Annotated in this window: 19 protein-coding genes; 8 read left to right on the top strand and 11 right to left on the bottom strand. The window is 71.7% G+C overall.

Annotated features, from left to right (window positions below):
- Positions 1 to 14 precede the first annotated feature (14 nt).
- Positions 15 to 839, bottom strand: coding sequence for a cellulose binding domain-containing protein (locus ACQPZZ_RS08555; RefSeq protein ID WP_432930512.1), 825 nt, complete (start codon positions 837 to 839; stop codon positions 15 to 17).
- Positions 840 to 1,837: 998 nt separating this feature from the next.
- Entirely contained in the window at positions 1,838 to 2,113 is a 276-nt protein-coding gene (locus ACQPZZ_RS08550) for a helix-turn-helix transcriptional regulator (RefSeq protein ID WP_363645906.1), read from the bottom strand.
- Positions 2,114 to 2,167: 54 nt separating this feature from the next.
- Between ACQPZZ_RS08550 and map the strand changes: the two genes are divergently transcribed.
- The 4 genes from map (at position 2,168) to ACQPZZ_RS08530 (ending at position 5,531) form a co-directional block, all read left to right on the top strand.
- Entirely contained in the window at positions 2,168 to 2,935 is a 768-nt protein-coding gene (gene map / locus ACQPZZ_RS08545) for a type I methionyl aminopeptidase (RefSeq protein ID WP_432930510.1), read from the top strand.
- Positions 2,936 to 3,030: 95 nt separating this feature from the next.
- Positions 3,031 to 3,666, top strand: a complete 636-nt coding sequence (locus tag ACQPZZ_RS08540; protein WP_363645909.1) for a LysE family translocator — start codon at positions 3,031 to 3,033, stop codon at positions 3,664 to 3,666.
- Between the two features lie 198 nt (positions 3,667 to 3,864).
- Positions 3,865 to 4,548 carry a VC0807 family protein gene (locus ACQPZZ_RS08535; RefSeq protein WP_432930509.1) on the top strand — a complete coding sequence of 228 codons (684 nt, stop codon included), beginning with the start codon at positions 3,865 to 3,867 and terminating at the stop codon, positions 4,546 to 4,548.
- The gene (locus tag ACQPZZ_RS08530) at positions 4,545 to 5,531 is read left to right on the top strand and encodes a hypothetical protein (RefSeq protein WP_432930507.1); all 987 of its coding nucleotides are present in this window, start codon (positions 4,545 to 4,547) and stop codon (positions 5,529 to 5,531) included. Before ACQPZZ_RS08535 ends, ACQPZZ_RS08530 begins: the two co-directional genes overlap by 4 nt.
- On the opposite strand, the gene ACQPZZ_RS08525 is transcribed toward ACQPZZ_RS08530, so the two are convergent.
- Genes ACQPZZ_RS08525 through ACQPZZ_RS08505 form a run of 5 tightly spaced genes read right to left on the bottom strand, consistent with a single transcriptional unit; the run spans position 5,519 to position 11,880 of the window.
- Entirely contained in the window at positions 5,519 to 7,111 is a 1,593-nt protein-coding gene (locus ACQPZZ_RS08525) for an acyl-CoA synthetase (protein WP_432930506.1), read from the bottom strand. The two genes, ACQPZZ_RS08530 and ACQPZZ_RS08525, sit on opposite strands and share 13 nt — an antisense overlap.
- An 18-nt stretch (positions 7,112 to 7,129) precedes the next feature.
- The gene (locus ACQPZZ_RS08520) at positions 7,130 to 8,278 is read right to left on the bottom strand and encodes a thiolase domain-containing protein (protein ID WP_432930504.1); all 1,149 of its coding nucleotides are present in this window, start codon (positions 8,276 to 8,278) and stop codon (positions 7,130 to 7,132) included.
- A gap of 8 nt (positions 8,279 to 8,286) precedes the next feature.
- Positions 8,287 to 9,342, bottom strand: a complete 1,056-nt coding sequence (locus ACQPZZ_RS08515) for a lipid-transfer protein (RefSeq protein ID WP_432930502.1) — start codon at positions 9,340 to 9,342, stop codon at positions 8,287 to 8,289.
- Positions 9,342 to 10,268: a Zn-ribbon domain-containing OB-fold protein gene (locus ACQPZZ_RS08510; protein ID WP_432930500.1), complete on the bottom strand. Its 927-nt coding sequence runs from the start codon at positions 10,266 to 10,268 to the stop codon at positions 9,342 to 9,344. Before ACQPZZ_RS08510 ends, ACQPZZ_RS08515 begins: the two co-directional genes overlap by 1 nt.
- 25 nt (positions 10,269 to 10,293) lie before the next feature.
- Positions 10,294 to 11,880, bottom strand: a complete 1,587-nt coding sequence (locus tag ACQPZZ_RS08505; protein WP_432930498.1) for an acyl-CoA synthetase — start codon at positions 11,878 to 11,880, stop codon at positions 10,294 to 10,296.
- A 215-nt stretch (positions 11,881 to 12,095) separates the two neighbouring features.
- Between ACQPZZ_RS08505 and ACQPZZ_RS08500 the strand changes: the two genes are divergently transcribed.
- From ACQPZZ_RS08500 to ACQPZZ_RS08490, 3 genes are all read left to right on the top strand, one after another.
- Positions 12,096 to 12,911 (top strand): crotonase/enoyl-CoA hydratase family protein, encoded by an 816-nt coding sequence (locus tag ACQPZZ_RS08500; RefSeq protein ID WP_432930496.1) that lies wholly within the window; start codon positions 12,096 to 12,098, stop codon positions 12,909 to 12,911.
- Positions 12,912 to 12,994: 83 nt separating this feature from the next.
- A complete protein-coding gene (locus ACQPZZ_RS08495) occupies positions 12,995 to 14,419 on the top strand; it encodes a serine hydrolase domain-containing protein (RefSeq protein WP_432930494.1) in 1,425 nt (474 codons plus the stop codon).
- Between the two features lie 24 nt (positions 14,420 to 14,443).
- Positions 14,444 to 15,163 carry a MerR family transcriptional regulator gene (locus ACQPZZ_RS08490; RefSeq protein WP_432930492.1) on the top strand — a complete coding sequence of 240 codons (720 nt, stop codon included), beginning with the start codon at positions 14,444 to 14,446 and terminating at the stop codon, positions 15,161 to 15,163.
- Between the two features lie 46 nt (positions 15,164 to 15,209).
- Here ACQPZZ_RS08490 and ACQPZZ_RS08485 read toward each other — a convergent pair whose 3' ends face one another.
- From ACQPZZ_RS08485 to ACQPZZ_RS08470, 4 genes are all read right to left on the bottom strand, one after another.
- Positions 15,210 to 16,403: a damage-control phosphatase ARMT1 family protein gene (locus ACQPZZ_RS08485; RefSeq protein ID WP_432930490.1), complete on the bottom strand. Its 1,194-nt coding sequence runs from the start codon at positions 16,401 to 16,403 to the stop codon at positions 15,210 to 15,212.
- An 88-nt stretch (positions 16,404 to 16,491) separates the two neighbouring features.
- Positions 16,492 to 16,947, bottom strand: coding sequence for a VOC family protein (locus tag ACQPZZ_RS08480; RefSeq protein ID WP_432930488.1), 456 nt, complete (start codon positions 16,945 to 16,947; stop codon positions 16,492 to 16,494).
- A 91-nt stretch (positions 16,948 to 17,038) separates the two neighbouring features.
- Entirely contained in the window at positions 17,039 to 17,923 is an 885-nt protein-coding gene (locus ACQPZZ_RS08475) for a LysR family transcriptional regulator (protein ID WP_432930486.1), read from the bottom strand.
- A 69-nt stretch (positions 17,924 to 17,992) separates the two neighbouring features.
- Complete coding sequence (locus ACQPZZ_RS08470; RefSeq protein WP_432930484.1) at positions 17,993 to 19,108, bottom strand: NAD(P)H-dependent flavin oxidoreductase; 1,116 nt, start codon at positions 19,106 to 19,108, stop codon at positions 17,993 to 17,995.
- Between the two features lie 257 nt (positions 19,109 to 19,365).
- On the opposite strand from ACQPZZ_RS08470, the gene ACQPZZ_RS08465 reads away from it, so the two are divergent.
- Positions 19,366 to 20,328 carry a LysR family transcriptional regulator gene (locus ACQPZZ_RS08465; protein WP_432930482.1) on the top strand — a complete coding sequence of 321 codons (963 nt, stop codon included), beginning with the start codon at positions 19,366 to 19,368 and terminating at the stop codon, positions 20,326 to 20,328.
- Positions 20,329 to 20,337 lie beyond the last annotated feature (9 nt).

Here is a 20,337-nt window from a genome sequence, read left to right as displayed (position 1 = left end):
CTTCCGACGCCGGCTCAGCTCGGGCTCGGGGCGGGCGACGGCGTGGCGGCGTCGTTGTCCGACTCCCTGACGGTCCACAGGGCGACACCGCTGCCCGGCAGCTGACTGATCCGGGACAGGAACGCGGCGGTGCCGTCCGTGGCGTCGTCGTCCTCCGCCGCGAAGACGGTGAGGGGCTGCCAGATGTCCCATCGGTCCGCGGGGAAGAGCAACCGCGGGCCGATCGACAGATCCGTGTCGCCGAGCAGCCGCTCGCTGTCCACGGTCACCCAGCCGTACGACGGCCTCTGGCTGAGCCGTACGTGGATGACCGCCGAGCCGCCTTCGGGCACGACGATGTCGGCGGGCGAGACGACGACGCTCGGCGTGGGGCTCGCGCTCGGAGACGGGACGGGGGTGGGAGCAGGGGAGGGCGGCACACGGACCGCACACGGCGCTCCGTTGACGGCGAAATCCGTCGGCGGCGGGTTGCTTCCGCGCCAGGTCCCGGCGAACCCGACGGCGGCCGACGCGCCGGGCGATATCGAACCGGCCGGGACCGAGGCGGCGACCAGGCGGCCGGACTGCGCCCACTGCGCCGACCAGCCGTACGCGAGCCGCTGCGAGCCGGGGAACGTGAACGTGAGCGTCCAGCCCGCGATGTGGTCGCCGGTGTTGGCGACGTTCACACCGGCGGTGAAGCCGCCCCCGTCCTCGCCCCACTGGGAGGTGGCGTAGGTGACCTCGCAGGACACCGCGGCGCCGGCCGTGCCGGGGACGAGCCCGGTCGCGACGGACACCGTGGCCACGACGGCCGCGAGGACGGCCGGGCGACGCAACGGGCCGCGGGCGAATCGCATCAAACACCTCCATGACGACTGCCGACCACACCGTGCCGCCGCCCTCCACTCGTCGGCGCTGCCCCCAGCGTCGGGTGTCCTCCGCCCGCTGTACAGGAACTCCGGCGGCCCGCCCTCGCCATGGGTGACCGGACGCGTGGCGACCGTCCCCGCCTACCTCGGCGAACGCCGACGACGGCGGCCGGGGCCGGGCGGCCGCCGCACGTGAAGACCGGTGAAAGATTCAGATGAGACGGCCTCCGCGCCGGGTTCCGGCCCTCATGTGATCATGTCTGGGGTGCAGGGGCACCTGCCGCCCTGGTCCTCGTAAGCGCGTCCGCGCTGACCGCCGACGCGGCCCGGCACGACGCCGGGTGGACCGCCGGCCTCGCTGTCGAGTCGTCGTCGCGGTGGACCCTGAGGTACGCCGCCACTGATCACGCCGACCTCCCGTTGTCGATGGTCTCCGCGACGGACGGCGGAGTGTCACTGTTCGTCAGGAGGAGACCGGGCCCCGGCTGGTCGATGCTGCGATGGGACGGGACCTCCTGGAGACGCGCCCACCTGCCCGCGCAGTTCGGCAAGGCCACTGGGCTCGAGATCGGCGGATCTCCGTCCGGAGAGACGATCTGGGCGGCCGTGAGCGTCCCCCGGAAGTACGACACCGTGGCGGAGCACCTGCGGCGCTTTCCGGCGGGCGCTGGGCCCGCCTGCTCTCCCGAGACGCGACGTGGAGCGAAGTGGTCGGCATCTCCGTCGACTCGCGGGGCGACGCCTGGTTCGTCACCGGCATGGACCCTGACGGGGACCGCTCCACCGTGCTGCGCTGGAGCGGCAACGCCTGGCGCCCATGGGCGCAGGTGAGCACGGGCCTGACGAGGACGGGCCTGACGAGGACGGGCCTGACGGCGGTACGCGCGGACCCCGAGGCCGGCGTGTGGATGGCCGCCCATCCCGCCTCCGGCGCGCCTTGTGTCCTCAACCTGCGCAACGGCGGATGGACCAGGTCCACCGGGGCGTCAACCGGCCTGGCGGAGCTCGGCGGCGTTCGGGCCTTCCGCACAGGCGGCGGCCAGTTCGTCCAGCGACAGGCCGAGCGCGGCGGCGAGCGCCGCGACGGTGAAGAAGGCCGGAGTCGGCGCTCGGCCGGTCTCGATCTTGCGCAGCGTCTCGGCCGAGAGACCGGCCGCCGCGGCGACCTCGACCATGCTGCGCTCGCCGCGCGCCTGCCGGAGCAGGACACCGAATCGCTCCCCCCGCTGCCGTTCCTCGGGGGTCAGGGGCACTCTCACCATGACCGTGATACTAATACCGGTATAGTTATTGGCGCCACTTGAAAGGGTCATGTCATGGTGGAGATCAAAACCGATGCCGCGCTGGACGCGATGCGGGAGGCGGGGCGTGTGGTGGCCCGCATCCTCGACGCCGTACGGCGGGCCGCGGCCATCGGGGTGCGGCTGACGGACCTGGACGAGACGGCGCGGGCGGTGCTGCGTGAAGCGGGGGCGCGCTCGCCGTTCCTCGGCTATCGGCCACACTTCGCGCCCACCCCCTTTCCCGCCGTGATCTGCGTGTCCGTGAACGACGCCATCGTGCACGGCATCCCCACCGACTACCGGCTGCGTGACGGTGACGTCGTCGGCGTCGACTGCGGCGCCGAGCTCGACGGCTGGACGGGCGACGCCGCCGTCACGTTCATCGTGGGCACGCCGCGCCCCGGTGACGCGGAGCTCGTCGACACCACGCGCCGGGCCCTGGACGCGGGGATCGCCGCCGCGACCGTGGGCAACCGCATCGGGGACATCTCCGCGGCGATCGGCGCGATCGCCCAGGAGGCCGGGTACGGCATGCCCAGGGACTTCGGCGGCCACGGCATCGGCCGCCACATGCACGAGGACCCCTCGGTGCCGAACCACGGCCGTCCGGGCCGGGGCTATCCCCTGCGGCACGGCCTCACGCTCGCCATCGAGCCGATGTTCATCGCCGGAGGCCGGGACGGCTACCGCACGGCGGCCGACGGCTGGACGTTGCACAGCGTGGACGGCAGCAGGGCCGCCCACATGGAGCACACCATCGCGATCACCGAGGACGGCCCCCGCGTGCTGACCGCGCTCTGAGGTCCGCGGAAACGATTCGGAGGTGATCCGGCGGAAGGGAACTCTCGCCGGAAATACGAGTGCTCGGGCGAGCCGGTTGTCCCTACCATCCGAGCATGCCGACTCTGCCTACGGTCGCCCTGTTCGCGGCCGCCACGCTGGCGTTGCTCCTGGTTCCGGGACCCGCCGTGCTCTACATCGTCACCCGCAGCGTGGCCCAGGGCCGTACGGCGGGGCTGGTGTCCGTCCTCGGCGTCCACGCCGGCTCGCTGGTGCACATCGCCGCCGCGGCGTTCGGGATCACCGCGCTGCTCGCCGCCTCGGCCACGGCGTTCGCCGTCGTCAAGTACCTGGGCGCGGCCTACCTTCTCTACCTGGGGATCCGCAAGCTGGTGCGGCGGCCCGAGGCGGAGGACGCCGAGGTCAGGCACGCCTCGAACTCCAGACTGTTCGGCGAGGGGTTCGTGGTCAACGTGCTGAACCCGAAGACGGCCATGTTCTTCCTCGCGTTCCTGCCGCAGTTCGTCGATCCGGCCCGTGGTCCCGTGGCCCCGCAGGTGCTCGTGCTCGGGGCCGTGTGGGTCACGCTCGGCATGGCCAGCGACGGCACGTACGCGCTGCTGGCCTCGGTCCTCGCCGGGCGGCTGCGCTCCTCGGCGCGGGCGCGGCGGCGGCTCGACCGGGGCAGCGGCGTCGTCTATCTCGGTCTCGGCGCCGTGGCGGCCCTGACCGGCGAAAGCGCCAAGGTCTGACGGGCGTGAACGCCATGCCCTGACGGGTGTGAACGCCATGGCCTGACGGGACGGCAGCGCCTCGGTTCTGCACGGGCGATGCGCCGCCGCGTCCAACCGGGACATTTGTACTGCCGCAATCGGGATCGCTAAATCTGTCCGGCTCCTCCGGCTTTGGAGACGCTTGATGCGCACACGGAGACGCGCTGGAGGAGCCCGATGACCGAGACCCTGACCGCCCCGGCGAGAGCCGAGCAGCCCCGGCGGGGCACCCTCCGCACGGTGCTCATGCCGCTGGCGCTCGACGTCGCCGCGCCGATGGCGTGCTACTACCTCCTGCACGGCGCGTTCGGCGCGAGCGAGGTCGCCGCGCTGGGCGTGAGCGGAGTGATCCCGGCCGTCCGGGTGATCGCCGGGATCGTCAGGGACCGCACGCTGAACGGGCTGGCCGGGCTGACGCTGGCGGTCAACGTGGCGGGCATCGCGCTGAGCTTCGTCACCGGCGACGCCCGCATGATGATCGCCAAGGACTCGGCCCTCAGCGGCGTGATCAGCCTGTTCATGATGCTCACGGCGTTCACCGCACGCCCGGTGATGACCCCGGGCATGCGCGCGTTCATCACCCGGGGGAACGCGGTGCGGGAGGCCGCCTGGGAACGGCTCGCGAGCTCCACCCGGTTCCGCCGCGCCGAGCGCCGCTTCACCGGCATCTGGGGCGCGGCGATGCTCGCCGACTGCGTGGCCCGGCTGATCGGCGCGTTCACGCTGCCGGTGTCCACCATGGTCTGGCTGTCCAACGTGCTGCTGATCGCCGCCCTCGTCGTGGGGCTTCTGGTCGCGGGCGCGTTCGGCTCCGGGCCGATCATGTGGATGATCAACAACGAGACGAGGGATGCGCGATGAGGGGCAGGGGCATCAACTACGACACCGGTTTCCTCCCGGGCGGGAACATCAGCCGGGAGACGTTCGACCCGGAGACGGTCCGCGCGGAGATGCGGGTCATCGCCGAGGAACTGCACTGCACGGCCGTCCGCATCACCGGCGGGCACCCCGAACGGCTCAGCGTCGCCGCGCGGCACGCCGCCGACGCCGGGCTGGAGGTGTGGTTCGCGCCCTTCCCCTGCGAGATGACCACACGGGAGCTCGCGCCGTACTTCCTCGAATGCGCCGAACGGGCCGAGGAGGTGCGGCGCGACGGCGCGGAGGTGGTGCTCGTGACCGGGTGTGAGCTGAGCTTCTTCTGCGCCGGTTTCCTGCCCGGGGAGACGTTCTTCCACCGCATGGCCGCACTCGGCACGGGGGACGCCGAGATATACGCCAAGTTCGCCGAGATCCCCGGGCGGTTGAACCCCTTCCTGGCGGAGACCGCCGAGGCCGTCCGCGCCGCCTTCGGCGGGCGGGTGACGTACGCCTCGGGCGAGTGGGAGGACGTCGGCTGGAGCCCGTTCGACATCGTCGCGGTGGACGCCTACCGCGACGAGCGCAACGCCGCGACCTACCGCGAGGAGCTGCGCTCCCGCTTCCGGTACGGCAAGCCGGTGGCGGTCACCGAGTTCGGCACGTGCGCCTACACAGGGGCAGGCGCACGCGGCGGCATGGCGTGGGCCATCGTGGACCACACCGCGAATCCGCCCCGGCTGGACGGCGACTACCGCCGCGACGAGGGCGAGCAGGTCCGCTACCTGCGCGAACTGCTCACCGTGTTCGAGGAGGAGTGCGTGGACAGCGCCTTCTGGTTCACCTTCGCCGGCTACAACACGACGTACGACCCGGACCCGCGCAGCGATCTCGACATGTCCTCCTACGGGGTGGTCCGGCTGCTGAAGGACGGCGGACGGGAGCCGAAGGAGGTCTTCCACGCCCTCGCCGCCGCCTACTCCGGCTGATCCGCCCCGGCGGCGACCCGGCCGGCCCACCGGTAGTCGGCCTTGCCCGCCGGGGAGCGGGCGATCTCCTCCACGAACGCGTAGGTCCGCGGCACCTTGTAGCCCGACAGCCGGATCCGGCAGTGGGCGTCGAGCTGCCGCGCCGTCGGCGCGGTGCCGGCGTACGGCTGGACGACGGCCGCGACCCGCGAGCCCCAGCGTTCGTCGGGGATGCCGGTCACCACCGCGTCGAACACGGCGGGATGCCCCTTGAGCACCGCCTCGACCTCCTCGGGGAAAACCTTCTCCCCTCCCGTGTTGATGCACTGGGACCCGCGGCCGAGGATGCGGATCGTGCCGTCCTCCTCGACCGTCGCGAGGTCGCCGGTGAGCAGCCACCTGACGCCGTGCGCGTCGGTCACGAAGGTGCGGGCGGTCTTGTCCGGGTCGTTGTGATAGCCGAAGGCGATCCGGCCGCTCCTGGCCATCGTGCCGATCCGTCCTGAGCCCGGCTCGACCGGGGTCAGCGTCTCGTCCAGCACGGCGACGGCCGCGTTGGCGCTGGGCCGGTACCGCAGGCCGGACTCGGGCGACGACCCGTCCACGCCCGACGCGGTGAATCCGGACTCGGTCGAGCCGAAGTTGTCGAGGATCATCCTCCCGGGCAGGAGCTCCTCCAGCCGCGCGCGCACGGCGCCGCTGAGGATCGCCCCGGTCGAGCCGACCACGAACAGCGACGCCAGGTCGTAGGACCCGGCGGCGATCTCGTCGGCGAGCGGGCGGGCCATCGCGTCGCCGGTGATGTTCAGGCTGACGACCTTCTCCCGTTCGATCGCGCGCAGCACCGCGGCCGCGTCGAACCTCCGGACGTAGACCATCGCGTTGCCCATCCACCAGGCGATGAAGGTGCCCATCTGGGCCGCGCCGTGCATGAGCGGGGCCGCCGTCATCATGACGATCGGCGACGCGCCGCGCGCCTGCTCGATCACCGCCTCGGGCGTCTTCAGCGGCTCGCCGTACGGGTTGCCGCCGCCGAAGGCGTAGAAGAGGTCCTCCGACCGCCACATCACGCCCTTGGGCATGCCGGTCGTGCCGCCGGTGTAGATGACGTACACGTCGTCGCCGGATCGCGGCCCGAATCCCCTGCCCTCGGGTTCCCCCGCCACCGCCTCCTCGTACGGCACCGCTCCCGGCACGGCCGACGCGCCGCCGACGGCGACGAGGTGGCGCAGCCCGGGGACCTCGCGCGCGGTGGCCGCGACCCGGTCGCCGAACTCCACGTCGAACAGCAGGGCCGCGATGCCGGAGTCCCGGTAGAGGTAGAGCAGCTCCGACTCGACGTACCGGTAGTTGACGTTGACCGGCACGGCCCGCAGCTTCAGCGTCGCCAGCAGGGCCGCGACGTACTCCACCCCGTTGTGGAGCTGCATGCCCACGTGTGTGCCGTGGCCCACGCCGTGCGCGGCCAGGTGGTGGGCGAGCCGGTTGGCGTGGGCGTCGAGCTCGGCATAGGTCAGCCGGTCGTCGCCGCAGACCACCGCCACACGGTCCCCGACGGCGTCGGCGATCCCCTCGAAAAGATCGGCGTGGTTGAACTCCATCCGGCGGACCTCCCGCGCTCAGGGTTTACTGCTGCCGACGATCCACATCGCGAAGAACTGCGCGCCTCCGCCGTACGCGTGGCCGAGCGCGAGGCGCGCCCCCTCGACCTGGTGCTCCCCCGCCATGCCCCGCACCTGCAGCGCGGCCTCGGCGAAGCGGATGAGACCCGAGGCGCCGATCGGGTTGGACGACAGCACGCCGCCGGAGGCGTTCCACGGGGTGTCGCCGTCGAGGGCCGTGCACCCGGCCTCGGTGAGCTTCCAGCCCTCCCCCTCGGCGGCGAAGCCGAGGTTCTCCAGCCACATCGGCTCATACCAGGAGAACGGCACGTACACCTCGGCGACGTCGATCTCCCGGCGCGGGTCGGTGACGCCGGCCTGGCGGTAGACGTCGGCGGCGCAGTCGCGGCCCGCCCGAGGGCTGACGACGTCGCGACCGGCAACCATGATGGGCTCCGAGCGCATCGCCGTGCCGTGGATCCAGGCGGGCGTGCCGGTCACCTTGTCCTCGGCGGCGAGCACGATCGCGCAGGCGCCGTCGGAGGACGGGCAGGTCTCCAGGTAGCGGATCGGCTCCCACAGCATCGGGGTCGACTCGACCATCTCCCGGTCGATCCCGGGGATGCGCAGGTGGGCGTACGGGTTCTTCAGCGCGTTGAGCCGGTCCTTGACCGCGACCAGCGTGCCGATGTGGTCCGGCGCGCCCGACCTGCGCATGTACTCCCTGATGTGCGGCGCGAAGTAGCCGCCCGCCCCCACGACCAGGGAGGCGTTGAAGGGCAGGTGCGTGGTCAGCGCCCAGGTGGCGTTCGACTCCGACTGCTTCTCGAAGGCGACGACCAGCACCCGCCCGTGCACCCCGGCCTGCACGAGCGAGGCGCCGACCAGCGCGGTCGACCCGCCGACCGAGCCCGCCGTGTGCACGCGCATCACCGGCTTGCCTGCTCCGCCGAGTGCGTCGGCGAGGTAGGCCTCCGGCATCATCACGCCCTCGAACAGGTCGGGGGCCTTGCCGATGACGACCGCGTCGATGTCGGCGAACGTCAGGCCGGCGTCCTCGAGCGCCCGCAGAGCGGCCTCGCGGACCAGGCCGGCCAGCGACACGTCCCGCCGCCTGGTCTGGTAGCGGGTCTGGCCCACGCCGACGACGGCACAGCGGTTTCCCACGGCGACTCCTACAGAGACTTGTCGAGGACGACGCCTTCGAGCACGGCGACGAGGTTCTGCTGCAGGCACGGGCCCGAGGTGGCGTGCGCGACCGCGCGGTCCGCCGACCCGTCGAGGATCCGCCGGGCCGCCTCACCGATCCGGATCAGGCCGGTGGCCATGACGGGGTTGGCCGCCAGCGGCCCGCCCGACGGGTTGACCGTCACGTCGCAGGACAGGCCGAGCGCCTCGCGCAGGATCGGCTCCTCGTGGCTGAACTGGGTGTGCAGTTCCGCCACGTCGACCTGGCCCTTGCCCACCCCGGCCGCCCGGCCCGCATCCGCGGTGGACACCGACCGGGACAGGTCGCGCATGCCCAGGTAGTGGGGCTCGGCGCGGTGCGCGATGCCGGTGATCCAGGCGGGCCGCCCGGCCAGCTCACGGGCGCGGTCCCCGGCGGCCAGCACCACGGCCGCCGCCCCGTCCGTGACCGGCGCCACGTCGTACGGCCGAAGCGGCTCGACCTCGAACTCGTTTCCCGCGTTCTTTCCAGTCGGCGGATCGGGCAGGTCGAGCGCGTAGGGGTTGGCCCGGCCGTCCGCCCGGCTGCGCCGTACGATCTCGTCCAGTGCCGCTCTGTCCGCGTTGACGGCTGCGGCCTGCAACGCGGCGTACGACACCTGGTCGAGCCCGAGCGGCGCCAGGTAGTACGGATCAAGCTGAAGCGCCATGATCGCCCGGATGTCCGACATCGACGACTTGCCGAAGCCGTAGACCAGGGCGGTGTCGATGTCGCCGTGCTGGAGCCGCACCCACGCCTCGTAGAGCGCGAAGGCGCCGTCCATCTCGACGTGGCTCTCGCTGATGGGCGGCCAGGCGCCGACCGCGTCGAGCGCCGAGACGAACGAGAAGGGCGCGCCCGCCAGATAGTCGCAGGAGCCGGAACACGTGAAGCCGAACCTCTTCAACCCGGTCGCCCTCTTGACCTCGTCGATGACCGGCAGCAGCAGCTCCGGCTCGGCCGCCCCGGTGTCGTGGCCGGTGTGGACGGTCTGGGCGAAGGCGACGACCGCGACCTCGCGCATCAGGCACCTCCGGTGGAGTCGTCGAGGTCGGCGTCCGGCTCCCCGGTCGGCTCGAACCACTTCACGTTGGTCATCGACAGCGTCCGCTCCTCGGGCGGCACCCACACGGCGCGCACCCGCATGCCCTGCCGCACCTCGCGCGCCGGCACCCCGCCGATCAGCGCGATCACCGGCGTGTCCGCGCCGTCCAGCAGCACGTACGCGGAGACGAACGGCACCTCGGGGGCCCGGGGATCGGGCAGGTTGTTGATCGCGAACGTGGTGACCGTGCCGGTGTCGGCGACCTCCACCTCCTCCTCGATCACCGAGCCGCACGCGGGGCACGACTCGCGGTAGGGCACGTAGACGGCGGCGCAGTCGGCGCACCGGCCGCCGACGAACCTCCCGTCGCGCACACCCTTCAGGAACCGGGTGAGCGCCCGTCCCGGCGTGACGCGATACTCGGCACGTACGGGCGCGACGAGCGAGGTGACCTCGGGCAGGAAGCACTCGATGTCGGTGATGTGCCCGGCGGTGGCGGCCCGCCAGCGCGGGCGCACCCGCAGCCCCGGTCGCAGCGCCTTCGGGCTGCCGGCGTCCACCGCGTGCACGAGGGCGGTGTCGGCGCCGTCGAGTTTGATCAGCGCCCAGGCGAACGGCCGGTCGAGCGGGTGGCCGGGGCGCGGGGAGCCGACCCAGGCCCACGCCTCGACGGTCCCGGCCGGGCCGACCTCCACGTACTCCTCGGTGACCGGCTCGCCCGTGTCCGGGTCGTATTCCAGCGGCGGCACCAGCACCCGCCCGCCGGCCGTACGGACCCCGACCAGCCGCCGGTCGCGCAGCTCGGTGAGGAACCGCCCGATGACCGGCCCGGTCGTCCGGGTGTAACCGCCGGGGAACTCCAGGACGTGCGTCGCGACCAGGTCCCCGGACCTGTCGGATGACACGGTCCCTTCAGATGGCACGGTCCCTTCAGATGGCACGGTCCCTGCCTTCCCAGTAGGGGGCGCGGAGCTTGCGCTTGAGCAGCTTGCCGTTCGGCTCGCGGGGCATCTCGCCGATGAAGTCGATCGAGCTCGGCCACTTCATCCGGGCCAGGCGGCCCTCCAGCGAGCCGAGGATCTCCGCGGCCAGTTCGGGGCCGGGCGCCGCACCCGGCGCGGGCTCGATGACGGCCTTGACGGCCTCGCCCCACTCGTCGTCCGGCACGCCGAACACGGCGGCGTCGGCCACCTTCGGGTGGACGAGCAACTCCTTCTCGATCTCGGCCGGGTAGATGTTGGCCCCACCCGAGATGATCACGTCGGCCTTGCGGTCGCAGAGGAACAGGAACTCGTCCTCGTCCAGGTAGCCGATGTCCCCGACCGTGAAGTAGGCGGTGTCTCCACCGATCCCCCTTCGGGCACCCACCCCCGCCTCCAGCCGGTTGGCCGCGGTCTTCTCCGGGTCGCCCTTGTATTCGAACGAGAGGCCCAGCTTCATGTAGACCGTGCCGGGCGTGCCCGCGGGCACCGGTGCGAGCTCGTCGTCCACGATGAGCAGCTCGCTGTTCGGCCAGGCCTTCCCGACCGTGCCCGGCCGTTTCTTCCAGTCCTCGGGGGTGGCGATCGTGCCGCCGCCCTCGGTGGCGGCGTAGTACTCGTAGATCACGTCGCCCCACCACTCCAGCATCTGCCACTTGACCGGCACCGGGCAGGGCGCGGCGGCGTGGATCATCCAGCGCAGCGACGACAGGTCGTAGGAGCGCCGCGTCTCTTCGGGCAGCGACAGCAGCCGTTTGAAGTGCGTGGGAACCATGTGGGAGTTCGTCACGCGGTGGCGCTCGCACAGGCGCAGGGTCTCCTCGGCATCCCACTTGTCCATGAAGACGAGCGTGTGCCCCATGTGCAGGGCCGTACCGGCGAACTGGGTGACCGCAGTGTGGTAACTCGGCGAGGTGACCAGGTGGACGTTCGGCCGGCCCGGCGTCACGCCGAACAGCCGCAGCAGCCCCGCCATCAGCTCGGCCGAGTCGTCGGGGTCGAGCCCGGTGAGCGCCCGGCGCACGCCCTTCGGCCTGCCGGTGGTGCCCGAGGTGTAGTGCATGGTGGCCCCGGCCGTACGGTCGGGGGGCGGGGTGTCCGGCCTGCCGTCGATCAGCTCGGCCACCGGCCGGAAACCCTCGGCCTCGCCGTACGCGAAGCACCGGTCAGGAGCGATTCCCGCCTCCCGCGCGCCCCTGACGGCCGCCGCGGCGTACCGCTCGTGGGCGAAGAACGCGGCGGCCTCGCTGTCGGCGACGATGTAACCGATCTCGGGCCCGGTGAGGTGCCAGTTGACCGGCGTGTAGTACCACCCTGCCTGCAAAGCGGCGAGATAGAGCACGAGACCGTCCGCGCCGTTGGGCAGCAGCCCGCAGACGCCGTCTCCGGGCCGCAGGCCCAGTGCGCGCAGGCCGTGCACCACGCGGTTGGCCCGGGCCAGCAACTCGCCCGCGGAGTGTTCCGTTCCGTCCGGATCGACCGCGGCGATCCATGCCGGGTCGGCCTGCGCGAGCCTCCAGAAACCGAGTGAGCCCATGTGCCAGCCCCTCCACCGCCGCATCGCGTGTCGTGGGCGTCCGCGGCGTGAGCGGCCCCGGCGTGAAGCACGCCGGTACGACGCTGACAAGACCTGGCAATGCGGAGCGGCTCAGACGAGAATCGGTTCTAGTTCTTGCGGGCAGAGTAACCCCGCGCGCCATGGCAAACAAGCGCTTGATCGATCCGGTGACGCCACCCCGCTGGAGGACACCTGTGGAGCTCCTGCCCATCAGCACCCCGCACTGCCGCATCGAGCGCGACGGTCACGTGGTGGTCGTCACGATGGACCGTCCCGAGGCCAGGAACGCGCTCTCGCAGGACATGCTGGTGGGGCTGACCGAGGCGTGGCAGTACATCTCGGACGAGCCGGAGGTGCGGGTCGGCATCCTCACGGGTGCGAACGGCACGTTCTGCTCCGGGGCCGACCTCAAGGCGATGGGCACGCCGTCCGAGGACGAGCGGGTGCGCCGCCGGGCCGCCGAGATCCCCGGCTACCACTGGAAGGGCCTGCTGCGCGATCCCGAGGCGCTGCCCGCCAAGCCCGTCGTGTGCGCGGTCGAGGGGTACGCCGTGGCGGGCGGCACCGAGCTGCTCGTCGGCACCGACCTGCGCGTCGTCGCCGAAAGCGCCACGCTCGGGCTGTTCGAGGCCAGGCGTGCGCTGTTCCCCATGGGCGGCAGCGCCGTACGGCTGCCGCGCCAGATCCCGTACGCGTTCGCGATGGACGTGCTGCTCACCGGCCGGGCGATCACGGCGGCCGAGGCGCTCGCGATGGGCATGGTCAACCGGGTCGTGCCGGACGGCCAGGCGCTCGCGGCGGCCCGCGAGATCGCCGGCCAGGTGGCCGCCTGCGGGCCGCTGGCCGTGCAGGCGATCCTTCGCACCTACCGCGAGACGCTGGGCATGCCGGAGGCCGAGGCGCTCAAGATCTCCGACACCATCGGCTGGCCGGTCATCGGCTCCGAGGACGCCAAGGAGGGCGCGCGTGCCTTCCGCGACAAGCGCCCGCCAATGTACCGGGGGCGTTGACGCGCCCAATCGGCGTCATCGGCGACGAACATCCGCGCCGCCCCTTGACCCTGCCCCAGGGTCAACGTTCGACGATGCTCCACATGAGCGACAAATCACTGCACACCGTCGAAGCCCAGATCCGTGAGCAGGCCGCGGCCTCCTGCGAGACCGGCGAGGTCCCCGGGTTCGTCGCCGGCGTCTCCCACGCCGGCGAGCAGGTCGTCGTCGCCCACGGCACCGCGAACACCGCCACCGGCGCACCGATGCTCGAAGACACCGGATTCCTCTTCGGTTCCGTCACCAAGGTCCTGACCACCACGCTGGTCCTGCAGCAGGTCGACCGGGGAGTGCTGGATCTCGGCACGCCGGTGGTGCGGTACCTCCCCGACTTCGCCCTGACCACACCGGGCGCGGCGGACAAGATCCTGGTCCGCCACCTCGTCTCGCACACCAACGGCATCGACGCGGACCTGTTCTTTCCCGACGCCAAGGGCCGCGACGCTCTGAAGACCTACGTCCAGGGCCTCGCGAGCGGCTGCGGCACCCTGTTCGAACCCGGCGAGCGGCTCAGCTACTCGAACGGCGGCATGATCGTCGCGGGCCGCCTGCTGGAAACGGTGACCGGTGTGCCCTTCCCCGACCTGCTCGAGCGCGACGTCTACGGACCCGTGGGCATGAAGGACTCCGGCACCTCGGCCGAGCAGGCCATCCTGCGCAGCACGGCCGTCGGCCACTTCCCCGACCCCCGAACCATGACGGCGAAGCCCACGGGCATGTTCATGCTGCCCGACACCTGGGGACCGGCCGGCGGCACACCGATCGGCACCATCGCCGACCTGCTCGCCTTCGGGCGCACCCATCTCGCGGGCGGCGTGTCCCCGTCCGGCGCACGTGTTCTGTCGGCCGAGTCGACCGCGCTGATGCAGCAGGTCTCGTACGACATGGCGACCCCGAACGTCCCGCCGATGGGCCTGGGCTGGGTGCGGTACCCGTTCGGCGACACGACCGTGCTCGCCATGTCGGGCGCGTCGCCCGGCGGCGTGTCCATCCTGTGCGTCGTGCCCGAACACGACCTGGTCTTCGCCGCCTTCGGCAACACTCCGGGGGCGATCGTGCTGCACGACCAGATCCTGCGGCGGCTGCTGAGCGAGCATCTCGGTGTCCGCGTCCCCACTTTGATCACCGAGATGGAGCAGGACGTCGACCTCACCCCCTACGCGGGCACCTACCGCTCCGACCAGCTCCGCATCGACATCCGCGTCGTGGACGGCCAGCTCGAGGAGCGGACGACGTACGAACCGGCGGACGAGTCACAGAAGCGGATCTTCACCGAGTTCGCCGGAGGCATGACCTCCGCCCCACCGCAGCGTTACGTCCCGATCCGGCCCGGCCTTTTCGCGCCCGCCGGATACCCGCTGGAGACGTTCGACGGATACCTGCGGCTGCTGCTCGTCTCCTATCACGACCTCCGCGACGGCCGGGCGCGGTTCCGCAACGGCGGCGGCCGCCTGACCCGGCGGGCGTGACAGCCCGGTGGGAGGATGTCCAGCGTGATCACGATTGGCCGGCTCGCGGAGTACGCCGGAGTGACCGTCAAAGCCATCCGCCACTACCACGGGCGCGGCCTGCTCCCCGAGCCCGGCCGCGACTCGTCCGGCTACCGGCGTTACACCGCCGAAGACGCCGTCGACCTCGTCAAGATCAGGACCCTGGCCCGGGCGGGCGTGCCGCTGTCCCGCGTCAAAGACCTTCTCGGCGCCGGCCCCGAAGAGCTGTCGGCGGCCATCGCCGAGATCGACCGCGACCTCCACGACCGCATCGCGCGGCTGCGGCGAACCCGCGAGCAACTCGCCCAGCTGCGCGGCGGCGACCGGCTTTTCGTCTCTCCGGAGGTCGCCGACCATCTCGACGACTTGCGGAGGCTCGGCGTCAGCGAGCGCCAGATCCACCTGGAACGCGACGGCTGGATCCTCATGCAAACCGCCTCACCCGAGGACGCCGCCCTGTGGATCGCCGAGAAACGCGAGCTCATGACCGACCCCGAGTTCCGCGCCCTCTATCTGGAACACGACGCCGCCTACGACTGGCCGCCCAGCGATCCCCGCATTCCCGATCTCGCGGACCGCACCCGGAACTGGTTCGCCACGCATCACAGCCGATCCGAGACCGGCCCCGTCCACAACCCGGCCGTCGCCCGATTGGCCGTGCGAACCCAGCCCGGAGCCTCCTCCCCGGCGTGGGACCGCCTGGCCCGGCTCATGGAAGGGTAGGCGCGCGTCCTGAGCCGGCGCCGGTGGAGCCGGTCTGTGGAATCGGTCAGGGGCGGGCCTGGACCATGGCGTGGGTGCCGGTGGTGCGCCATGGGCGGCCGCTCGCGTCCAGCTCCGCCAGCGTCCGCTCGGGAACGCCGACGAGCGCGTCCGACTTCAGCGTGCGCAGCGCGACGACCGGCCCGGGGAAGTAGCCGGTGACCGCGGCGAACGGCGTGGTCACCGGCCACATCCGGTCGCCGACGAGCCTGCGGTAGTTCAGGTCGCCCTTCATGATGGTCAGCGAGGCCGACGCGAACTCCTTGCGCAGGTCGTCCGGCATGTCGGAGTAGGGCAGGGGCGCGCAGGCGAACGGGTGCGCCCGCAGCGTGAGACGGCCCTCCTCCATCGCGCCCCAGAGGCGGGCGCCGGCCTCTCCGGCCCGGCCCGGGGCCGCGGCGAGCCGCCGCAGGCACGCGAGCACGTCGGCCGGGGTGGCGTCGGAGACGAAATACGGAACGGGCTTCACGTGGAGGACGATCTCGCCCGCGAGCCCGCACGTGAGGAGGTGGTCGGCCAGCACCAGATCGGGCAGCAGTTCGCGACCCGCGTTGTCGGCGACCAGGCAGATCCTGCCCGGCGCGGCGGCCTCGAGAAGCGACCACAGCAGCGGGCCGTCATCCACCACCAGGCCGTTCGCGCGCTCGTGGTCGCCCTCCAGCGTGATGCCGAAGGACAGGTCGGCGCGGTTGCCCCAGAGCGCGCCGAGCAGCAGCGCCCGTGCCCGCTCGTCCGCGGGCAGCGCCGCCGTCTCGTCGAGCGCCGCCATCTCCCCGTCCACGACCGGGCCGTCGAGCTCGGCCTGCTTCATGGGGCCGAACGGATCGACCCCTCGCCACGGGCCGTCGCCGAAGTATCCGGTGGCCTCCAGCAGCTTCCGGTAGAAGTAGCTCTCCCCCCACAGGAACGGCACGTCGACATAGCGGCGGCCGATCCTGCCACGGCCCCACTCGGCCCAGGCGGCGCCGTCGTGCGCCGACGGCTCCAGCGGCTCCATGACGTCGCGTACGACCTCGTCGAGCAGCCGGTCGAGCGCGCGCCGCCGGTCAGGGTCGTACGGCAGCGCCCGCGCGACCTGGCGGACGAGGACGGGATGCCGCTCCCTGAAGACGGTCAGGGCGTAGGAGCCGGGGACGTTCCCCATGATCGGCGGCGGGATGGGCGGCGCGTCCGCCACGGTCTCGTCGCGGGCACCACTCATCCCCGGTATCCTCCCTCGGCTCGCGGGCCAGCACCGCCAGTCAAAGTCAGGACGACTGACGGGATCCCGTCCGATCCTATGGCGGCGATCAGAGGTCCACCGCTGACGCGGCCTCCTTCAGCTCCTGCGCGTTCATGTCCGTGACGCGGCTGGCGAAGAACCAGGAGTGGCCGAACGGGTCCTCCACCTCGACCTGCAGATCACCGTGGAACTGCATCTCCAGCGGCCGGATGACGCGCGCTCCGGCCGCGATGGCCCGCTCGGCGAACGTCTCGACGTCCGGGACGAAGACCAGCAGGTTGACTGGTGTGCCGCCGATCGTCTTCGGGCTGCGGAAGCGGTATTCGGGGTATTCGTCGCGCAGCATGAAGACCGCCTCGCCGATCCGGAACTCGGCGTGTGCGATCTTGTCGCCCTGCCGTGGGATCTCGATGCTCACCTCCGCGCCGAAAGCCCTTCTGTAGAAGTCGATGGCCGCCTTGGCATCGTGCACGTTGAGGTAGGGGACGCCGCCCTTGTACTCCTGGGGGATGGGGTCGGTCATGATGTGCTCCTCTCGTCGTTGGCGTCTCCATCCTCGGCACCCCGCCCACCTGCGACAACGACGCGATCCGCAACGATCGTTAACCCTCGGGTTAGCGATCGGGCTCCGCGCGGAGGAGCGTGACGAACGAACGCACCCTGCTGGTCTGAGCGCCGACCGGCCAGACCGGCCCGTACTCGATGGGTGACAGGTCGGCGATGGGCACGTAGACGATGTCGGGCCGGGCGTGGTAGCGAGTGGCCTGGGCGCCCACCACGGCCATCCCGGCGCCGCCGCTGACCAGCGTCAGCAACTCCTGCCGCGAGGTCGTCGCCTGCGTCCGCTGGATGGGACGCCCGCTGGGCGCCCGCGCCGGGATCAGCGCGTCGAGCAGATACGCGGGTGCGCCGGTGGGCGCGAGAACGGTGTCCCTGGTGAGGTCCTCCACCGTGACGCTGTCCCGCCGCGCGAAGGGATGCCGGGAGGATACGGCCAGCATGGGCTCGTCGCGCAGCAGCACCGGCCCGCTCGACAGGTCGGCCTCCCGCACGGGCAGTTCGGTGATCTGCATGTCGAGTTCGCCGGCGCGCAACGCGCCGAAAGCATCCGACAGGTGCACCTCGCGGATGCGCACCTCGCATTCCGGATGACGGGCGCGGAACACCTCGGCGGCGGCCATGATGGCCTCCCCCACCAGCGGGCTGGAGAAGCCCACCCGCAAGACCCCGGAGAAGCCGCGCCCGGCGGCGACGGCTTTGGCGATGCCCTCTTGTATGCGTTGATAGCCGGCCTGCACGTCCTCGCGCAGGGCGCTGCCGACCGGGGTCAGCGCAACCTGGCGGCTGGTGCGCTGGAACAGCGCCACACCGAACCGGCGCTCCAGCTGCTTGATCGTCTGACTGACACGGGCGCCACTGACGCCCAGCCGCTCGGCCGTGCGGGCGAAATGCAGTTCCTCGGCCAGGGTCAGAAAGATCTCTATGTCACGCCGTTCCATGACGCGCAGGTTAGCGATCCTCGCGAAGCGGCGGGGGTGAGGGAGCGGGTGCTCGAGAGCCCCGGCGTCTCACCCGTCGCCGGTGATGCGGCCGAGGCGCTCCATGGCCTCGACGTACTCCTCCACCATCTCGAAGACGACCTGTCTGGCCGGCTTGACCTGGTTCATCGCGCCGATGATCTGCCCGGCCGGGAACGTGGCCAGCTCGGTCGCGTCCGACCTGCCGATCCGCCGCAACGCGTCGGAGATCAGCATGAACTGCAGCGGCATCGGCAGCGTGCCGGGCGACTCGGCCGACTCCCACGCGTCGGTCCACTCGTTCTTCAGCAGGCGGGCGGGCTTGCCGGTCCAGCTCCGCGACCTGACCGTGTCGCGGGAGGTGGCCGCGATGATGCGCTGCCGCACGGTCTCGGAGGTGTCGGCCTCCTCCACGGCCAGCCAGATCGAGCCGGTCCACACGCCCTCCGCGCCGAGCGCCATGCCCGCCGCCATCTGGCGGCCCGAGCCGATGCCGCCCGCGGCCAGGACCGGCACGTCCACCGCGTCGACCACTTGCGGGATGAGCACCATCGTGGAGATCTCGCCCGTGTGGCCGCCCGCCTCGGTGCCCTGCGCCACGACGACGTCCACGCCGACCTCGACCTGCTTGATCGCGTGCCGGGGCGTGGAGGCGAGCGCGGCCACCTTCACGCCCTTCGCGTGCGCCTGCTCCACGACGTCGGCGGGCGGCGGGCCGAGGGCGTTGGCGAGCAGCGCGATGGGATGCCGCAGCGCGACCTCGACCTGCGGCCGGGCCGTCGCGTCGGTCCAGCCGAGCAGCACCTTGCCCGAGTCGGAGCCGTCCAACGGCGGCACGCCGTGCCGGGCCAGCAGGTCCTCCACGAAGGCCCGGTGCCCCTGCGGAATCATCCCCTGCAGCCGCGCCACCAGGTCGGCCGGGGAGTCCACGTCGAGGTCCGCCCCCGCGTAGGAGGCGGGCATCACCACGTCCACGCCGTACGGACGGCCGTCCACGTGGTCGTCGATCCACTTGAGCTCGATCTCGAGCTCCTCCGGGGTGAAGTACAGGGCACCGAGCACCCCCATGCCGCCGGCGCGGCTGACCGCGGCGACGACGTCCCGGCAGTGGCTGAAGGCGAAGATGGGGAACTCGATACCGAACATGTCGGTGACACGTGTCCGCATGCCTCGAACGTACGACGGCCCCCCAGGAACTGCAACGCGTTCTAGCAACCCACGTCCCCCGTCTCCTACCGGCCGGTAACCCCATATATCTGCGCGACGGAGACCTTGTGAGAACACGTTGCAGTCAACGAGGCGTCCCCCGTGGGGTCACGCACGCGCACCAACAGCAACAGGAGTGACGGCGGCTCACGCGTTAAAGTCAAATTTCATGACAACGCGGGATTGCGGCCATAGCACCGGGGCCGTACCGTCCCTCTATGGATCTGGAGATCCGCCACCTGAGAATCGTGCACGCGGTCGCCGAAGCCGGGAGCGTCACGAAAGCGGCCACCCGGCTCGGCCTCGCCCAACCGTCGCTCACCGCTCAGCTCAAGCGCATCGAGCGCTCACTCGGGGGTCCACTGTTCGAACGCGACCGCAACGGCGCCCGTCCCACTCCTCTCGGCGAGATGGTGCTGGCCCGCGCCCGGGTGCTGCTGCCCGCCGTACGGGACCTCCAAGAGGACGCGGTGCGGTTCGCCAACACGCCGGCCAAGCTGCCCGGGTGCCGTATCGGCGCGACGAACGGGCCCATACTCGGCGGGCTCGTGGAGCGCCTGACCGCCGACCAGCCCGGCATCCCGGTCACCACCCGCACCTCCTGGTCGGCCGGCGAGCTTACCGCGCTCGCGGTGGCGGGCCGGCTCGACTTCGTGCTGCTCGGGACGTGCGGCGACAGCCCGCCTCCCCCGGCCGAGGCGATGAACTGGACCACGGTCGGCACCGACCCGGTCTTCGTGCTCCTGTCCGAGGACCACCCCCTCTCCGGGGAGAGGGAACTGGAGCTGTCCGCCCTCGCCGGCGAGCACTGGACGGTCGCCCCCGGGGACGGCTGTTTCGCCGACTGCTTCGCCGCCGCCTGCGCGCGGGCCGGGTTCGTCCCCGAATCCATCTACGAGACGGACGTGGCGACCTGCCTGCACCTGGTCGGGGTGGGCAAGGCCGTCGCCCTGTGCCAGGCCACCTTCCGGCTCACCGCCGGGCTGGTCATGATGCCACTGGCCGGTGCGCCGCTGCGCTGGCGGCACCTGCTCGGCTGGCACGCCGACTCGTTGGGCGCGCGGGCCGCCGCACCCGTCATCGCCGCCCACGCCCGGGCCGCGTACGCCGACGCGGTGCGCCGCAGCGCCCGCTACGCCGACTGGCTCGTCACCAACCCCGAATACGGAGCCATCCCCTAGGTCGCCCGC

Origin of the sequence: Microbispora sp. CA-135349 (assembly GCF_050947365.1) — a bacterium.
Classification (GTDB): domain Bacteria; phylum Actinomycetota; class Actinomycetes; order Streptosporangiales; family Streptosporangiaceae; genus Microbispora.
This window is presented reverse-complemented; position numbering and strand designations above follow the sequence as displayed.